13 protein-coding genes are annotated in these 15,093 nt (G+C 72.2%); 10 read left to right on the top strand and 3 right to left on the bottom strand.

Going from position 1 to position 15,093, the window contains the following annotated elements:
- Nucleotides 1-89: 89 nt before the first annotated feature.
- From IPJ78_14230 to IPJ78_14205, 6 genes are read left to right on the top strand one after another with little or no spacing between them, the layout of a single operon-like run.
- Nucleotides 90-614 carry an HNH endonuclease gene (locus tag IPJ78_14230; GenBank protein ID MBK7907704.1) on the top strand — a complete coding sequence of 175 codons (525 nt, stop codon included), beginning with the start codon at nucleotides 90-92 and terminating at the stop codon, nucleotides 612-614.
- Nucleotides 615-639: 25 nt separating this feature from the next.
- Nucleotides 640-1,026, top strand: coding sequence for a RidA family protein (locus IPJ78_14225; GenBank protein ID MBK7907703.1), 387 nt, complete (start codon nucleotides 640-642; stop codon nucleotides 1,024-1,026).
- 4 nt (nucleotides 1,027-1,030) lie between these two features.
- Nucleotides 1,031-2,149 (top strand): alanine racemase, encoded by a 1,119-nt coding sequence (locus IPJ78_14220; GenBank protein ID MBK7907702.1) that lies wholly within the window; start codon nucleotides 1,031-1,033, stop codon nucleotides 2,147-2,149.
- 49 nt (nucleotides 2,150-2,198) lie between these two features.
- Nucleotides 2,199-4,730 carry a carbohydrate binding family 9 domain-containing protein gene (locus IPJ78_14215; protein ID MBK7907701.1) on the top strand — a complete coding sequence of 844 codons (2,532 nt, stop codon included), beginning with the start codon at nucleotides 2,199-2,201 and terminating at the stop codon, nucleotides 4,728-4,730.
- 22 nt (nucleotides 4,731-4,752) lie between these two features.
- Nucleotides 4,753-6,408, top strand: a complete 1,656-nt coding sequence (locus IPJ78_14210; protein ID MBK7907700.1) for an MFS transporter — start codon at nucleotides 4,753-4,755, stop codon at nucleotides 6,406-6,408.
- Nucleotides 6,405-7,130 (top strand): acyloxyacyl hydrolase, encoded by a 726-nt coding sequence (locus IPJ78_14205; protein MBK7907699.1) that lies wholly within the window; start codon nucleotides 6,405-6,407, stop codon nucleotides 7,128-7,130. Before IPJ78_14210 ends, IPJ78_14205 begins: the two co-directional genes overlap by 4 nt.
- On the opposite strand, the gene IPJ78_14200 is transcribed toward IPJ78_14205, so the two are convergent.
- Nucleotides 7,099-8,811 carry an amidohydrolase gene (locus IPJ78_14200; GenBank protein ID MBK7907698.1) on the bottom strand — a complete coding sequence of 571 codons (1,713 nt, stop codon included), beginning with the start codon at nucleotides 8,809-8,811 and terminating at the stop codon, nucleotides 7,099-7,101. The two genes, IPJ78_14205 and IPJ78_14200, sit on opposite strands and share 32 nt — an antisense overlap.
- Nucleotides 8,812-8,906: 95 nt before the next feature.
- On the opposite strand from IPJ78_14200, the gene IPJ78_14195 reads away from it, so the two are divergent.
- Nucleotides 8,907-10,073, top strand: coding sequence for a PQQ-dependent sugar dehydrogenase (locus IPJ78_14195; protein MBK7907697.1), 1,167 nt, complete (start codon nucleotides 8,907-8,909; stop codon nucleotides 10,071-10,073).
- Nucleotides 10,074-10,464: 391 nt separating this feature from the next.
- Here the strand turns inward: IPJ78_14195 and IPJ78_14190 are convergent, their stop codons facing one another.
- On the bottom strand, nucleotides 10,465-11,493 hold the full coding sequence (locus IPJ78_14190) for a magnesium transporter (GenBank protein MBK7907696.1): 1,029 nt from the start codon (nucleotides 11,491-11,493) through the stop codon (nucleotides 10,465-10,467).
- A gap of 351 nt (nucleotides 11,494-11,844) precedes the next feature.
- Here IPJ78_14190 and IPJ78_14185 point away from each other — a divergent pair, with 351 nt between their 5' ends.
- Genes IPJ78_14185 through IPJ78_14175 form a run of 3 tightly spaced genes read left to right on the top strand, consistent with a single transcriptional unit; the run spans nucleotide 11,845 to nucleotide 14,147 of the window.
- On the top strand, nucleotides 11,845-12,933 hold the full coding sequence (locus IPJ78_14185; GenBank protein ID MBK7907695.1) for an SMP-30/gluconolactonase/LRE family protein: 1,089 nt from the start codon (nucleotides 11,845-11,847) through the stop codon (nucleotides 12,931-12,933).
- Nucleotides 12,930-13,700, top strand: coding sequence for a class I SAM-dependent methyltransferase (locus tag IPJ78_14180; protein ID MBK7907694.1), 771 nt, complete (start codon nucleotides 12,930-12,932; stop codon nucleotides 13,698-13,700). Before IPJ78_14185 ends, IPJ78_14180 begins: the two co-directional genes overlap by 4 nt.
- A 27-nt stretch (nucleotides 13,701-13,727) precedes the next feature.
- Nucleotides 13,728-14,147, top strand: coding sequence for a hypothetical protein (locus IPJ78_14175; protein ID MBK7907693.1), 420 nt, complete (start codon nucleotides 13,728-13,730; stop codon nucleotides 14,145-14,147).
- A 1-nt stretch (nucleotide 14,148) separates the two neighbouring features.
- Here the strand turns inward: IPJ78_14175 and IPJ78_14170 are convergent, their stop codons facing one another.
- Complete coding sequence (locus IPJ78_14170; protein MBK7907692.1) at nucleotides 14,149-14,988, bottom strand: alpha/beta hydrolase; 840 nt, start codon at nucleotides 14,986-14,988, stop codon at nucleotides 14,149-14,151.
- Nucleotides 14,989-15,093: the final 105 nt, after the last annotated feature.

Below are 15,093 nucleotides of genomic sequence, written 5' to 3'. Positions count from 1 at the left end.
CAGAAGCGCCCCGATCGCGGGCGCGTACCGGGGAATCCGACTAGATTCATGCGATGCCCGAACTCACCCTTCCCGCCCCTTCCTTATAGATGGCCACCTCCAAGCGGGGCAGCGGTCGGCGCCGTGGTGGCGCTGCGCGGCGCGGGAAGGGCGGGGGGGCGGCGAGTCGCCAGCCGCAGCTCACGTCGCAGCCGACGGGGCGCACGGCGTACGTCGAGACGCGGCGATGGCTGCTCGAGCGCCATGGCCCGGTCTGCGCCTACTGCGAGCGCACCGTCGCCGAGCGCACCATCACGCTCGACCATGTGACGCCGCGCCGCGGGCAGACCGCGTACGACCGGCGCGACAACCTCGTGCTCTGCTGCAAGGCGTGCAACGCCGCCAAGGCCGACACGCCGATCCTCGCCTTCCTGCTCCGCAACCGGGCGCGCGTGGTCGCGCTGTTCAAGTATGGGCAGCACCTGAGCCATCAGCTGGTCGAGATGGTGAAGGACCTCATCCCGCCCGACGAGTGGCCCGCGATCCCGCCGCCGCACTCGGCCAAGCATCCGCGCCGCAAGTCGTCGCGCGAGTTGTTCGGCGACGACGACGGCCCGTCGCCCTACCTCGACTGACGCGCGCGCGCCGCGCGAGGCCCGCATGTCCATCCGCACCGTGCACACCGCGGCCGCGCCGGAACCGGCCGGCCACTACTCGCAGGCGACCGTGCACCAGGGCGTCGTGTACGTGAGCGGGATGCTCCCGCTCGACCCGGTGACCCGCGCCGTGGTCCCCGGCGGCATGGAGGAGCAGCTCGTGCGCACGCTGGAGAACATCCGGGCCGTGCTCGAGGCCGCCGGCTCCGACTTCGCCCACGCGTTGCGCCTCACGGTCTACATCCCCGACATCTCGCTCTGGGGCGCGGTGAACGCGACCTACGCGCGCGTGATGGGCGACGCCCGCCCGGCGCGCGCGGTGATCCCCACGCGCGAGCTCAAGCCGGGGGTGCTCGTGGAGATCGACTGCGTCGCCGCGGTCCGTGAGTGAGCGCGTGACCGACCTCCACGCACTGCCGACGCCGAGTCTCGTCGTGGACCGCGCGCGGGTCGTGCGGAACGTCGAACGCATGGGCACGCGCATCGCCGCCCTCGGCGCGCGGCTGCGGCCGCACGTCAAGACGCACAAGGCCATCGAGGTCGGGCGGATGCAGCAGGCCGCGGGGATGCACGGCATCACGGTCTCGACGCTCGCCGAGGCGCGGGCGTTCGCCGCGCACGGCTTCGACGACATCACGTATGCGGTGCCGATCGAGCCGGGGAAGTTCGCCGCGGTCGCGGCCATCGCCGCCGCCGGCACGCGCCTCGCCGTGATCACCGATGACCTCGACGTCCCGGTCCCGCTCGCCGCCGCTGCCGCGAGCGCGGGGGTGACGCTGGACGTGTACGTGAAGGTGGACTGCGGCTACGGGCGCGCCGGCGTCGATCCGCGCGGCGCCACGCTGCCCGCGCTCGCGCAGCGCATCGGCGACCAGCGCGGGCTCCGCTTCGCGGGGATCCTCGCCCATGCCGGCCATTCGTACCAGGCCCGCGGCGCGGCGAAGATCCTCGAGGTCGCGCGCGCCGAGCGCGATGTCATGGTCGCCGCCGCGGCACGCCTCGCGGCGGCCGGGATCGCGGTGCCGACGGTGAGCATCGGGTCCACGCCCACGGCGTCGCACATCGACGACCTCACCGGGGTGCACGAGGTGCGCACGGGGAACTACTGCTTCTACGACGTGATGCAGGTCGCGATCGGGTCGTGCACGGCGGACGATGTCGCGCTGTCGGTCCTCGCGGCGGTCGTCCATCGCGATGCGCACAAGCTCATCCTCGATGCCGGCGGGATCGCGATGAGCAAGGACGCCGGCATCACCGATCCTGACGGCGTGACGCACTACGGGCGGGTCGTCACGCTCGAGGGCGAGGACCTCGGCCTTCGCGTGACGAGCCTCTCGCAGGAGCATGGCTGGGTGCCGGTGGCCGACGCGCGATTGCGCGAGCGGCTCGCCGTGGGGACGCGCGTGCGCGTGCTCGCCAATCATTCCTGCCTCACGGCGGCCCAGTTCGCCGAGTATCAGGTGCTGGACGGTACGCGCGTGACGGAGCGCTGGACGAACCATCGCGGCTGGTGAACCGGCGCCCCATGCTGAACACGCGGTCGCGCTCCTGCGTAGGACACCCGTGACCCTCCCCCTGGATCCGATGCGCGCCGTCGTCGCCGCCTGTGGCCTGATGCTCCTCCCGTGCCTCGCCTCGTCGGCGGTGGCCCAGGCCGCGGCCGTCGAGGGCGCGGTGCCCACGGCGCGAGCGGTGCGCACCAGCGCGCCCATCACGCTCGATGGCCGCGACGACGATGCGGTGTGGCGCACGGCGCCCGTCACGAGCGACTTCCGCCAGTTCACGCCGGGCGAGGCCGAGCCGGCGCGCTTCCGCACGGCGTTCCAGGTCGCGTACGACGACCGCACGCTCTACGTCTTCACGCGGATGTACGACCCGCGCCCCGACTCGCTGGTCGCCCTGCTGAGCCGTCGGGATGTGCGGACCCCGTCGGAGTGGATCAAGGTCGTGATCGACGGCTTCCACGACCGGCGGAGCGGGCTCCAGTTCATCGTCAACCCGGCCGGCGTGAAGCGCGACGCGACCATCTACTCCGATGTGCAGGAGGATGCGGCGTGGGACGGGGTGTGGGACGTCGCGGTGCAGGTGGACTCGCTCGGCTGGACGGCCGAGTTCGCGATCCCGTTCTCGCAGCTCCGCTACCAGCCGAGCGACGCGCTGACGTTCGGCTTCGGCGTGTGGCGCGATGTCGCGCGATTCGGCGAGCGCGACGCATGGCCCGTGTACCGGCCGAGTCGGCAGACCTTCGCCTCGCAGCTCGGCGATCTCGTCGGCATCGAGGGGATCGGTCGCAACCGCCGGCTCGAGCTCATGCCGTACGCGGTCTCGAAGAACTCCACGTTGCCCGCCGGCGCCGGTCGGTGGGAGCATCCGCAAGCGCAGAGCTTCGGCCTCGACCTGAAGGCAGGGCTCACGAGCAACATCACGGTCGACGCCACGATCAATCCCGACTTCGGTCAGGTCGAGGCGGATCCCGCGGTGCTCAACCTCAGTGCGTTCGAGGTGCGGTTCGACGAGCGGCGGCCGTTCTTCCAGGAGGGGATCAACCTCTTCCGGTGTCAGGGGCCCTGCGAGGGCATCTTCTACACGCGGCGCATGGGCCGCGCGCCGCAGCTCGCGACAAGCCCGCGCGACCCGCGCAGCAGCACCATCCAGGCCGCGGCGAAGGTCACCGGGCGCTTCGAGGGCGGGATGCAGTTCGGGCTCGTCGCGGTGCAGTCGGCGCGCGAGGAGGGGCAGGCCGGCCAGACGATCGAGCCGGCGACCACCACGCTCGTGGGCCGGCTCGTGCAGGACTTCCGCGGCGGCCGCTCGCAGCTCGGCACCATGCTCACCGGCTTCCGGCGCGATCTCGATCCGGGCACGGCGCCGCTGCTGCGTCGCGAGTCGTACACGGCGCTGCTCCAGGGCTATCACCGCTTCGCCGACCGCTGGGAGGTGAGCGGGTACGCCGGTCGTTCGACCGCGCGCGGCACGCCGGAGTCGATCGCGCGGACGCAGCTCTCGAGCGTCCACTACTTCCAGCGCCCCGACCATGAGCGCACCTACGATCCCACGCGCACCAGCATGGCCGGCGGCGTCACGTCGCTCTCGCTCAAGCGCTACGCGGGCCGCGTCCGGTGGGAGACGATGACGCGCTACGCCGAGGCGGGGACCGAGATGAACGATCTCGGCTTCGTCGTGCTGGTGAACGACGCACAGATTCGGAACCAGCTCTCGATCACGGCGACGCGCCCGACCTCGTGGTATCGCCGAGCGAACGCGGTGGTGAGCAGCGAGAACCACTGGACCACCGGCGGGGATCCCACGGGATCCGTGGCGCTCGCGCACGCTGCGGCGGAGTTCACGAACTTCTGGAGCGCGTCCTTCACCTACAGCGCGTCCGCTCTCGGCAACATGCTCTGCGTGAGCTGCGCTCGCGGCGGCCCGATGCTCCGCGTCTCGCCCTATCATCGTCTTTCGCTCACCTTCGACGGCGACGCGCGCCGGGCGCTCAAGCCGGGCATCGACGTGCGGGTCGCGACCGGCGACGAGGGCCGTTCGTGGGCGGCGCAGGGTGCCATCGGACTCGAGGGCCGCATCGGGACACGGACCTCGCTCGAACTCGGCGCCAGCTATGAGCGCCGCTCCGACGACACGCAGTGGGTGCGCAACTTCGGCGCGACCTTCAGCGACACGACGCACTTCACCTTCGCGGCGCTCGCCCAGGACATCCTCGGCATCAACCTGCGCGCGAACATGACCGTCACGCCGGCCCTCAGCCTGCAGCTCTACGCCCAGCCGTTCATCGCGAGCGGGGCCTTCACCGATTGGCGCGAGATGGTGGACCCGCGCAACCGGTCGTACGCGGCACGGTACGCCCCGTACGGCGGCGGCGCCGATCCCGCGGGCTTCAACCAGAAGCAGTTCAACTCCAACGCCGTGCTCCGCTGGGAGTACCGCCCGGGGTCGGTGCTGTTCGTGGTCTGGCAGCAGGGACGGTTCGACCAGCGCGATCCGGCGACCTTCGAGGCCGGTCGCGACCTCCGGAACCTCTTCTTCACGCATCCGGACAACACGCTCCTCGTGAAGCTGTCGTACTGGTTCAACCCGTAGGCGCGGGGCATATTCCGCCCCCATGCCCCTCCTCCAGGACACCACACGCGAAGCCCGCAAGGTCATCGTCGCCTCCTCGCTCGGCACGGTGTTCGAGTGGTATGACTTCTACCTGTACGGGTCGCTCGCGGGGATCATCAGCAAGCAGTTCTTCTCCGGGGTCAACCCGACGGCGGCGTTCATCTTCGCGCTGCTCGCCTTCGCTGCGGGGTTCGCGGTGCGCCCCTTCGGGGCGCTCGTGTTCGGCCGGCTCGGCGACCTCGTCGGACGCAAGCATACCTTCCTGATCACGATCCTCATCATGGGCGTCTCGACCTTCGTGGTCGGCGTCCTGCCGTCGTACGCGTCGATCGGGATCGCGGCGCCGGTGCTGCTGGTGCTGATGCGCCTCCTGCAGGGGCTCGCGCTCGGCGGTGAGTACGGCGGGGCGGCGACCTACGTCGCCGAGCACGCGCCGCCGGGCGCGCGGGGCGCGTACACCTCGTGGATCCAGACGACCGCGACGATGGGGCTCTTCCTCTCGCTCCTCGTCATCCTCGCCTGCCGCGTCACGCTCGGCACGGAAGCCTTCGAATCGTGGGGATGGCGGATCCCGTTCCTCGTCTCGCTGCTGCTGCTCGGGATCTCGGTGTGGATCCGGCTGGCGCTCGATGAATCGCCGGTCTTCAAGGCGATGAAGGCCGAGGGGACGCGGTCCAAGGCGCCGCTCACCGAGTCGTTCGCCGAGTGGGGGAACCTGAAGATCGTGCTGCTCGCGCTCTTCGGCCTGACCGCGGGTCAGGCGGTCGTCTGGTACACCGGGCAGTTCTACACGCTCTTCTTCCTCACGCAGACGCTCAAGGTCGAGACCTCGACCGCGAACATCCTCGTGGCGGTCTCGCTGCTCCTGGGTACGCCGTTCTTCGTGGTGTTCGGCACCCTCTCCGACCGGATCGGCCGCAAGCCGATCATCCTGCTCGGCTGCGCGCTCGCGGCGCTCACCTACTTCCCGCTGTTCCGGGCCCTCACGCACTACGCCAACCCCGCGCTCGAGGCGGCTCAGCTGAGCGCCCCGGTGGTCGTGACCGCCGATCCCGCCGAGTGCTCGGTGCAGTTCAATCCGGTGGGGACGAGCAAGTTCACCTCGAGCTGCGACGTCGCGAAGGCCGCGCTGGTGGCGCGCGGCGTCCCGTACACCAACGGCCCCGACGCGAGCGGTCCGGCGGTGATCCGCGTCGGCGAGGTCGCGATCCCCGCGTTCGATGCGGTCGCGCAGTCGGGCGAGAAGCCGCGGTTCGACGCCGCGCTCAAGGCCGCACTCGATGCCGCCGGCTACCCTGCCACCGCCGATCCCGCGGCGATCGACAAGCCGATGGTCGTCCTCGTCCTCTGGGTCCTCGTCCTCTACGTCACGCTGGTCTACGGGCCGATCGCCGCGATGCTCGTCGAGATGTTCCCCACGCGCATCCGCTACACGTCGATGTCGTTGCCCTATCACATCGGCAACGGGTGGTTCGGCGGATTCCTCCCCACCACGGCCTTCGCGATCGTCGCCGCACGCGGGGACATCTACTCCGGGCTGTGGTACCCGGTCATCATCGCGAGCATGACGTTCGTGGTGGGGGCGCTCTTCCTGCGTGAGACGAAGGACGTGGACATCCTCGATACCGGCCGAAGTGCGCGCCCCGTGCAGGGGTGACGGTGCGCGGACGGTGGACGGCGGGTCGCACGGCGTTCGGTGTGGTGCTCGCCATGACGGCGCTCCTGTTCGACGCCGCCACCGCGGGCGCGCAGTCCGAGCGACTCGACCCGCGCAATGGCGCGCTCGAGTTCTGGGGCGCGCTCAGCGGGCGGTCGCCGCAGTGGGGGATCCTCGGCGAGACCCCGCACATGCGCTTCGGCCAGCTCGCCGTGCGGCTCTCGCGCCCCATCGGCGCGCGCGCCGCGGAGGGCGAGTTCCCGACGCTCGAGTGGACGATCGACGTCATCCCGCTCGCGCGGCTGAGTCCGCCGCTCGTGAGCCTGCGCGGTGCCGGCGTGCCATGCCCGACCGCGGCGCTCTGCGTTCTGCCGCCCGATCCGGCGGACGGGAGCGGCCTCTTCCCGCCGGGTGCGCCGCTCGGCGCCGGTATCGCGCCGCTGGGACTCGTGCGCCGCTTCCATCGTCGCGGACCCGTCTCGCCCTGGATCGGCGTGTCGGGCGGGGCGTTGCTCTTCAGCGAACGCGTGCCCACCACGCAGGCCGCACAGTTCAACTTCACGGCGAGCGCGGAGGTGGGGTTGCGCTTCGGCCCGCCGACCGAGCGTGGCATCACGCTCGCCTACCGCTTCCATCACATCTCGAACGCGGGCACGGCCGGCGAGAATCCCGGCGTCGCCTCGCATCTCCTCATGGTCGGGATGCACCGCCCGCGGCGCTGAAGTCCGCGGCGCGATGCGTGACGCGCCCGCCCATCATCGTGAGGACCGGCTTCGCGCGCAGCAGCGCGGTGGGCGCCGTCCCGATGATCTCCTCCGAGAGCACGACGAGATCGGCGAGCATCCCCGGCGCGAGCGTTCCGAGCTCCTGCTCGCGGAAGGCCGCGTAGGCCGATCCGTGCGTGTAGTGCCGGAGCGCCGCCTCCACGTCGATCCGATGCTGCGGCTGCCAACCGCCCGCCGGTGAGCCGTCGGGCAGCTGGCGCGTCACCGCGATCCAGGTGCCGAGGAGCGGGTCCATGGGGAAGACGGGGTAGTCGCTGCCGAACGCCTGCATCGCGCCCGCGTCGTCGAGGGCCTTGAACGGCATCGCGTGCGTCTCGCGGACGGGCCCGAGCATCGGGACGTAGTTGGTCATCGTCGTCGCGTCCGGCGTGGCGAAGATCGCCTGCGTGGACGCGATCACGCCCAGCTCGCGGAAGCGCGGGAGGTCGGCGGGGTCGGGCACCTCGAGGTGCTCCACGCGGTGCCGACGGTCGCGCGGCCCGTTGCGCGCGGCCGCCGCGCCGAACGCATCGAGCGCCATCCGCACCGCGCGATCGCCGATCGCGTGCAGCTCCACCTGGATCCCCGCGCTGTCGTAGCGCGTCACGGCATCGGCGAGGTCGGCGTCGCTCCAGCGCGGGAGTCCGGTCTGCCCGCCGATCGCGTAGGGGGCGAGCATCGCCGCCGTCGCCGCATCGACGGTCCCGTCGAGCATCCCCTTCGCGATCCCCGTGCGCAGCAGCGGTCCCGACCACCGCTCCCCCAGCGCGCGCCAGGCCGCGAAGGCGGAATCGCCGGGGACCTGGATGAATGGCAACGCCACGCGGAACCGCACGAGCAGCGAGTCCTCCGTGCGCGCGCGATCGAAGGCCGCCTGCTCGGCGTCCCCGAGCGCGTTCGCCACCTGCAGCGCCGTCAGGCCGAGCGACGCGGCGCGATGCATCTCGTAGCGCAGCGCGGCATAGACCTCGTTCGCGTCGGGGTCGGGGAGCTCCTTGCGGACGAGTTGGCTCGCCGTCTCCTGCAGCAGTCCGGTCGGCGCGCCGCCCACATCGCGGATGATCGCGCCGCCCGCCGGCTCCGGCGTCTCGATCCCCACGCCGGCGATCGCGAGCGCGCGCTGGTTGGCGAGGGTCTGATGCCCATCGCGATCGGTGAGGAGGACCGGTCGGTCGGGGAACGCGGTGTCGAGGTACCGTCGATGCGCGGTGTTCCGCGGGAACATGTCCGGCGTCCACCCGCGCCCCGTGAGCCAGGCGTCGGCGGGGACGGAGTCGGCGAAGGCCCTGAGTCGCGCGATGATCTCCTCCGGATCCTTCGCGCCGACCAGGTCGGCGGAGCGCCGCGTGGGCAGGTGCCAGTGCGCATCGTGGAAGCCGGGGATCACGCGCCGGCCATCGAGATCGATCGCGGTGGTCCCGTCTCCGGCGAGTCGTCGCACGTCGGCATCGCGACCGATGGCGAGGATCCGGTCTCCCTTCACCGCGATCGCCGTCGCATCGGCGATCGTCGAGTCGCCGCTCCAGATACGGCCGTTGAACAGGATGACATCGGGGACCGTCTCGCGGCCGCAGGCGGCGGTGAGCAGGATCGCGCCGAGGATGACGCGGCGACGGAGGGCAGGGAGGTGGAGGCGCATCGGTGACAGGTAGCCCATGCCGGCGCAGGTCGCAAGCCGAGCATTTCCACGCGCGCGCCCACGCTGTATCGTCAGGGGACCCTCACCGACTCGCCATGCGTCCGCTCCGTCATCTCGCGTTCCCGCTCGTCGCGCTCGTCGCGCTCGTCGTCGTCGGTTGTGCCCGCGCCGCGGGCGCGGATGCGCAGGGCGGTCCGGCCTCGCCGCAGCCGGCGAGCCGGGAGGACGTCGTCCGCGCACAGACGTTCACGAGCGGCCTCGTGCACCCGTGGGCACTCGCGTTCATGCCCGACGGACGGTTGCTCGTGACGGAGCGGCCGGGGCGGCTGCGGATCGTGGGCGCCGACGGGATGCTCTCGGCGCCCCTCGCCGGCGTGCCGACCGTCTACGCCGAGGGACAGGGCGGGCTGCTCGATGTCGCACTCGACCCGCAGTTCGCGACGAATCGCACGATCTATCTGTCGTACGCCGAGCCGGAGGGCGGACTCGCGGGCACGGCGGTCGCCCGCGCGACGCTCGGTGACGCGGGACTCTCCGATGTGCGGGTGATCTATCGTCAGCGCCCCAAGCTCCGCGGGGCGGGGCACTTCGGTTCACGCCTCGTCTTTGCCGCCGACGGCAAGCTCTTCATCACGCAGGGCGACCGGCAGGGCTATCGCGATCGCGCGCAGGACCTGACGCAGGGGATGGGCAAGTTCATGCGCATCAACCCAGACGGGACGATCCCGCCGGACAATCCGTTCGTCGGCCGCGACGACGCACAGCCGGAGATCTGGTCCTACGGGCATCGCAATGCGCAGGCGGCGGCGCTCGATCCCGCGACCGGTCGGCTGTGGACCATCGAGCACGGCGCGCGCGGCGGCGATGAGCTCAATCATCCCGAGCGCGGCCGGAACTACGGCTGGCCGGTGATCACCTATGGTCGGGACTACTCCGGTGCGCGGATCGGGGAGGGCACGGCGAAGGAAGGGCTCGAGCAACCCGTCTACTATTGGGACCCGGTCATCGCGCCGTCGGGTCTCGCGTTCTACTCGGCCGATGCGATCCCCGGGTGGAAGGGGAGCCTGCTGATCGGCTCGATGACGCCGGGCGGGCTCGTCCGCCTCGAGCTCGATGGCGAGCGCGTGGTGAAGGAGGAGCGCTACCTCGGCGACCTTCGCGAACGGTTCCGCGACGTCGCGGTCGGTCCCGACGGCATGGTCTACGTCGTGACCGACAGTCCCAACGGGCGCGTCCTGCGCATCACTCCCATCACGCGCTGAGGCGCGCCGTTCCCTGCCTCGTCCGCCGCTCCCCCCGCGGCTCCTGGCCCCCCGGGCGCGCCCCCCCCGCGGCCCGCGCCCCCGTCCCCCCCCCCCGCGGGCGCCCGGCCGCCCCGCCCCGGGCCCGCGGCCCCCCCGCCCCCCGCCGGCGGCCCCGGGCCCGGCGGGGCCCGGGGCGGCCGGGGCCCCGGCCGGCCCGGGCGGGCGCGCGGCGCGGCGCGCCCCCCGGGCGGGGCGGGCCGGGCCGCCCCGCGCCGCCGGGCCCCCCGTCCCCCGGGGTGCCCCCTTGGGCGCGCGGGCGTGCCGGGGGTGGCGGGGGCCTCCGCCGGGGCTGGACCCCCCGCGGCCGCCTGCTCGGCCGCCCCGCGCGCCCTGAACGCGGCGCGACGCCTCACGTCAGGAAGACCGTCGCCAGCCCGAGGAACACGCCCATGCTCGCGACGTCGGTGGCGGTCGTGAGGAAGATGCTCGACGCCGTCGCCGGGTCGGCCCCCACCCGGCGCAGCGTGAGCGGGATGAGCGCCCCTGAGATCCCGCTCACCACGCAGCTGACCGTCATCGCGAGCGCGACGATCAGCGAGAGCCCGAGGCGGTCCGGGTTCCCCTGGACCGTGGCGACGATGAACATCCCCGTGCCCGCGGTGACGCCGACCAGCGCGCCGTTGAAGAAGCCGAGGAGCGCCTCCTTCGCGACGAGCATCCGCTCGGTCCCCGCCTTCAGCTCGCCGAGCGTGAGGCCGCGCAACGTGACCGCGAGCGCCTGACAGCCCGTGTTCCCCGACTGGCCGGCGAGCACGGGAAGGAAGAGCGCGAGGATGACCATGTTGTCGAGCGTCTGCTGGAAGAGGCCGACCACGCCCGCGGCGATGAACGCCGTGAGCAGGTTGAGCTGCAGCCAGGGATGCCGGAACTTGAGGCTGCGCGTCCACGGCGTGAGCAGCCGCTCCTCCTCGGCGACACCGACCATGCGGCCGGGCTGCGCGCTGATCTCGATCGCCTGCTCCTCGAACATCGCGCTGCCGCGCACCTGCCCCAGCAGCTTGCCGCCGGCGTCGGTCACCGGGTAGACCGGATAGTGCCGGTGCACCACGAGCTTCATCGCATCGGCGAGCGGCACGGCGGGCTGGAGCGCGAAGACGTCGCGCAGCATGAGCGACTCGAGTCGCGCGTCGTCATCCTCCGCCACCACGAGGTCGCGCATGGTGACCACGCCCACGAGCACGCCCTGCGCATCGACCACGAACAGGTAGGTGAGCATCACGCGCTTGGCGACCTCGCGCACCCGCTGCGTCGCCTCGCGGACCGTCTCGTGCGTGCGGAAGGTCGCCGGCGGCGGCTCCATCAACCGGCCGATGGTGTCGTCCTCGAACGAGAGATTGCGCGACCACTGCTGCGTGACGTCGTGGGGCACCTGGTTCATCACCGAGGTGCGACGGCCCGGCTCGAGCTGCGGGATGATGTCGCCCGCCCACGCCGGGTTGATCCGCTGCAGCACGTCGGCGACGATCGCATCGCTGTGGCGCTCGAGCGCGTCGGCGGCCTCGGCGGGGCCCAGCTTCACGATCTGCGAGGCAAGGGTCTCGGCCTCGCTGGCATGGTCGGACGGCGCCGGCGGGCGCGGCTTCCCTTCGGTCACGGACGGGCTCCAGGCGTGGGTCTTTCGCAGTCCTCAAGATGCCCTGCGCCGTGGGCGCACGACAGGGGACGCGTGCGGTCCGGCGGATGTCCGCTCCCACTCGCGGAGGGGCCCGGACGCGCCGAGATTCCTGCCATGCGTCCCGTCGGCAGGACCCTCCTCGTGGTGCTCGCGTCCGGTCTCGCCGCCGCGCTCGCCTACCTCGCGCTCTGGCCGGTGCCCGTCGACCCGGTCGCGTGGGCCGCGCCGCCGGACACGGGCTTCACCGGTCCGTTCGCCGCGAATACGCGCTTGGCCGACCTCGACACGATCCCGCTCGGCGCGCACGAGGGTCCGGAAGGCGTGGCGCAGGATGCGCAGGGACGCGTCTATGTGTCCACCCGGCACGGCGTGATCCTCCGCTTCACCGCCGACGGCACCGATCCCGTCGCGTGGGCCGATACGCAGGGCCGTCCGCTCGGCCTCGACTTCGACACGGCGGGAACGCTCTTCGTCGCCGACGGAGAGCGCGGGCTGCTCGCGATCGACACCGCCGGGACGGTGCGCCTGCTCGCCGACTCGGCCGACGGCACGCGCATCGAGTTCGCTGACGACCTCGCGGTGGCGGCCGACGGGATGGTCTACCTCTCCGATGCGTCGACCAAGTTCGGTGTGCGCGCGCAGAGTGACGAGCAGGCGAGCGTGCTCGACGTGATCGAGCATGGTGGGCACGGACGCCTCATCGGGTGGGATCCGCGCACCGGCCGCGCGTCGGTCGTCGCGCGGGGACTCCAGTTCGCCAACGGCGTCGCGATGACGCCCGACGAGCAGGCGGTGTTCGTCTGCGAGACCGGCGCGTACCGCATCGTGCGCGTCGCGGTGACCGGGGCCGCGCGCGGCCGCGTGACCCCGGTCCTCGAGGGGCTGCCCGGCTTTCCCGACAACATCTCGCGCGGCCTCGATGGGCGATACTGGGTCGCGCTCTTCGCGCCGCGCAACGCGCTGCTCGACGCGCTCTCGGCGCGTCCGTTCCTGCGGAAGGTCATCGTCCGCATCCCCATGGCCCTGCGCCCGCGCGCGGCGGAGTACGGGCACATCTTCGCGATGGACGCCGGAGGGCGTGTGCTCGACGACCGGCAGGACCCGAGCGGCGGGTTCCCCAAGATGACCGACGTCCTCGAGACGGAGCGCTGGCTCTTCATCGGGTCGCTGCAGGGCGGCACGCTCGCGCGGGTGGCCCGGTGACCCAGCCCGACACCGCGCGCTACGACGACGGATTCTACGCCGACCAGGTGGACGGCTCGGCGCGCGCCGCCGCCGTGGTGCTGCCGCTCGTGATGGGGCATCTCGCCGTGGAGCGCGTGATCGATGTGGGGTGCGGCCAGGGTGCCTGGCTCGCGGCCGCCGAGTCGCTGGGCGCGCGCGTGCTCACGGGGCTCGATGGTCCGTGGGTGGATCGCGCGAAGCTGCGGAGCGCGCGGATCGTGTTCCATCCGACCGACCTCGCGCAACCGCTCCCCGACCATGGTCGCCATGATCTCGCCATCTCGGTCGAGGTCGCCGAGCACCTGCCCGCGGCGCGCGCCGACGGTTTCGTCGCGGACCTCTGCCGCGCCGCGGACGTGGTCCTGTTCAGCGCGGCCGTGCCGCATCAGGGGGGCACCGAGCACGTGAACGAGGAGCGCGCGTCGCGCTGGATCGCGCGGTTCGCGGCGCAGGGCCACGACTGCTTCGACCTGGTGCGCGGCGCCGTGTGGGACGATGCGCGCGTGGCGTGGTGGTATCGCCAGAACCTCTTCGTCTTCGTCTCGCGCCGCTCCTCGCTCCATGCGCGGTTCGCGGGGGCGCCGTTGCCGCCGGCGCCGCGCGACGTGGTGCACCCCGAGGCGTTCGAGGCGAAGGTCGGCTGGCTCGAGGGTGAGCGGCAGCGCCTGCAGCGATGGACCGACCATCCGACGTTGGGGCAGGCGCTCCGGGTGCTCTGGCGCGCGCTCACCGGCGGTCGGCGCTAGACTTCGCCCGTCCTCCCCCGGATCCCCATGCCTCCCATCGCGCGCTCGTTCCTCTCCATCGTCGGCGGCATGGCCGTCGCGGTGCTCGTCGTCATCCTGATGGACAAGCTCGGGGCGATGATCCATCCGCTGCCGGCGGGCTTCGATCCGCGGGTGACGGCGCAGGTGAATGCGCACATCGCGACCGCGCCGTTCGGGGCGATGCTCGTGATGGTCAGCGGCTGGGTGCTCGCGCCGTTCTCCGGGGGGCTCGTCGCGACGAAGCTCTCCGGTCGCCCCGGCACGATGTACGTGTGGGCGATCATGCTGCTGTTCCTGTCGACGACGCTCGTGAACCTGGGGACCTACGTGCATCCGCCGTGGATGTGGCTGGTCGCGACCGCGGGGATCCCGGGCGCCGGGTGGCTCGCCGCGCGGCTCGTGTCGGGACCCGCGCCCGCCGCCTGAGTCAGGGCGCGGCGCGTCGCGGGTCGAGCCACGCGTCCAGTGCGGCGAACACGGGCGCGGCATCGCGCTCGTTCAGGATCTCGTGATACAGCCCCTCGAAGCACTGCGCGGTGACCACGCTGCGCGGTGCCGCCGCGGCGAAGGCGGCACTCCCCTTGGGCGACACGAGGTGATCGCTGCCCGCCCACATGAGCAGCGTGGGGACCGACCAACGCGGGGCGTGCGCGAGCACGGCCGCGCCGCCATCGACGAGCGCCTTGGCGAGTCGCGCCGTCACGCGGTCGTGCACCAGCGGATCGGTCTGGTAGCGCCGGACGACGTCGGGGTCATGCGAGATCCTCGTCGCATCGAGCTGGTTCCCCATCGGCAGGTCGGGGACGAGCGCCAGACCGATCGCGAGCTGGAGGCGTTGCGCGAACCCGAGCCCCGGATCGAGGGCCGGCGAGGTGATGACGAGCGCATCGACCGGCCGCCGCGACTCGGCGACGAACTGCGCCGCGAGGAGGCCGCCCATGCTGTGTCCGAGGAGCACGAACGGGACAGGCGCGGACGTCCGCGTGGCATCGACCACCGCGTCGAGGTCCGCGAGGAGGTCACCGTCCGCGCCGAGCACGCCCCGCTTGCCCGGGGCACCGCCGTGTCCCCGCTGATCGTACCCGACGACGTCCCAGCCGCGGGCGACGAGGTAGTCGGCCACATGCGCATACCGGCCGATGTGTTCGCCGAGTCCGTGCACGAGCAGGATCCGGCCGCGCGGCGCGGCACAGGGCCAGTGCCGGAGCGGGAGGTCGAGGCCGTCGCGGGTGCGCACGGTGGCCGGCGGAGCGGCGAGGAGGGGCATGCGAGTGATGGCTGGCGCCGCAGGGAGGAGATGATGAGCTTCCGGGGTATGATGGAACATGGTGCGGCACCGGTCCGTACCGACAGGTCGGGGGGCGCTCGCCCC

This window comes from Gemmatimonadota bacterium (genome assembly GCA_016714015.1).
Classification (GTDB): Bacteria; Gemmatimonadota; Gemmatimonadetes; order Gemmatimonadales; family Gemmatimonadaceae; genus Pseudogemmatithrix.
This window is presented reverse-complemented; position numbering and strand designations above follow the sequence as displayed.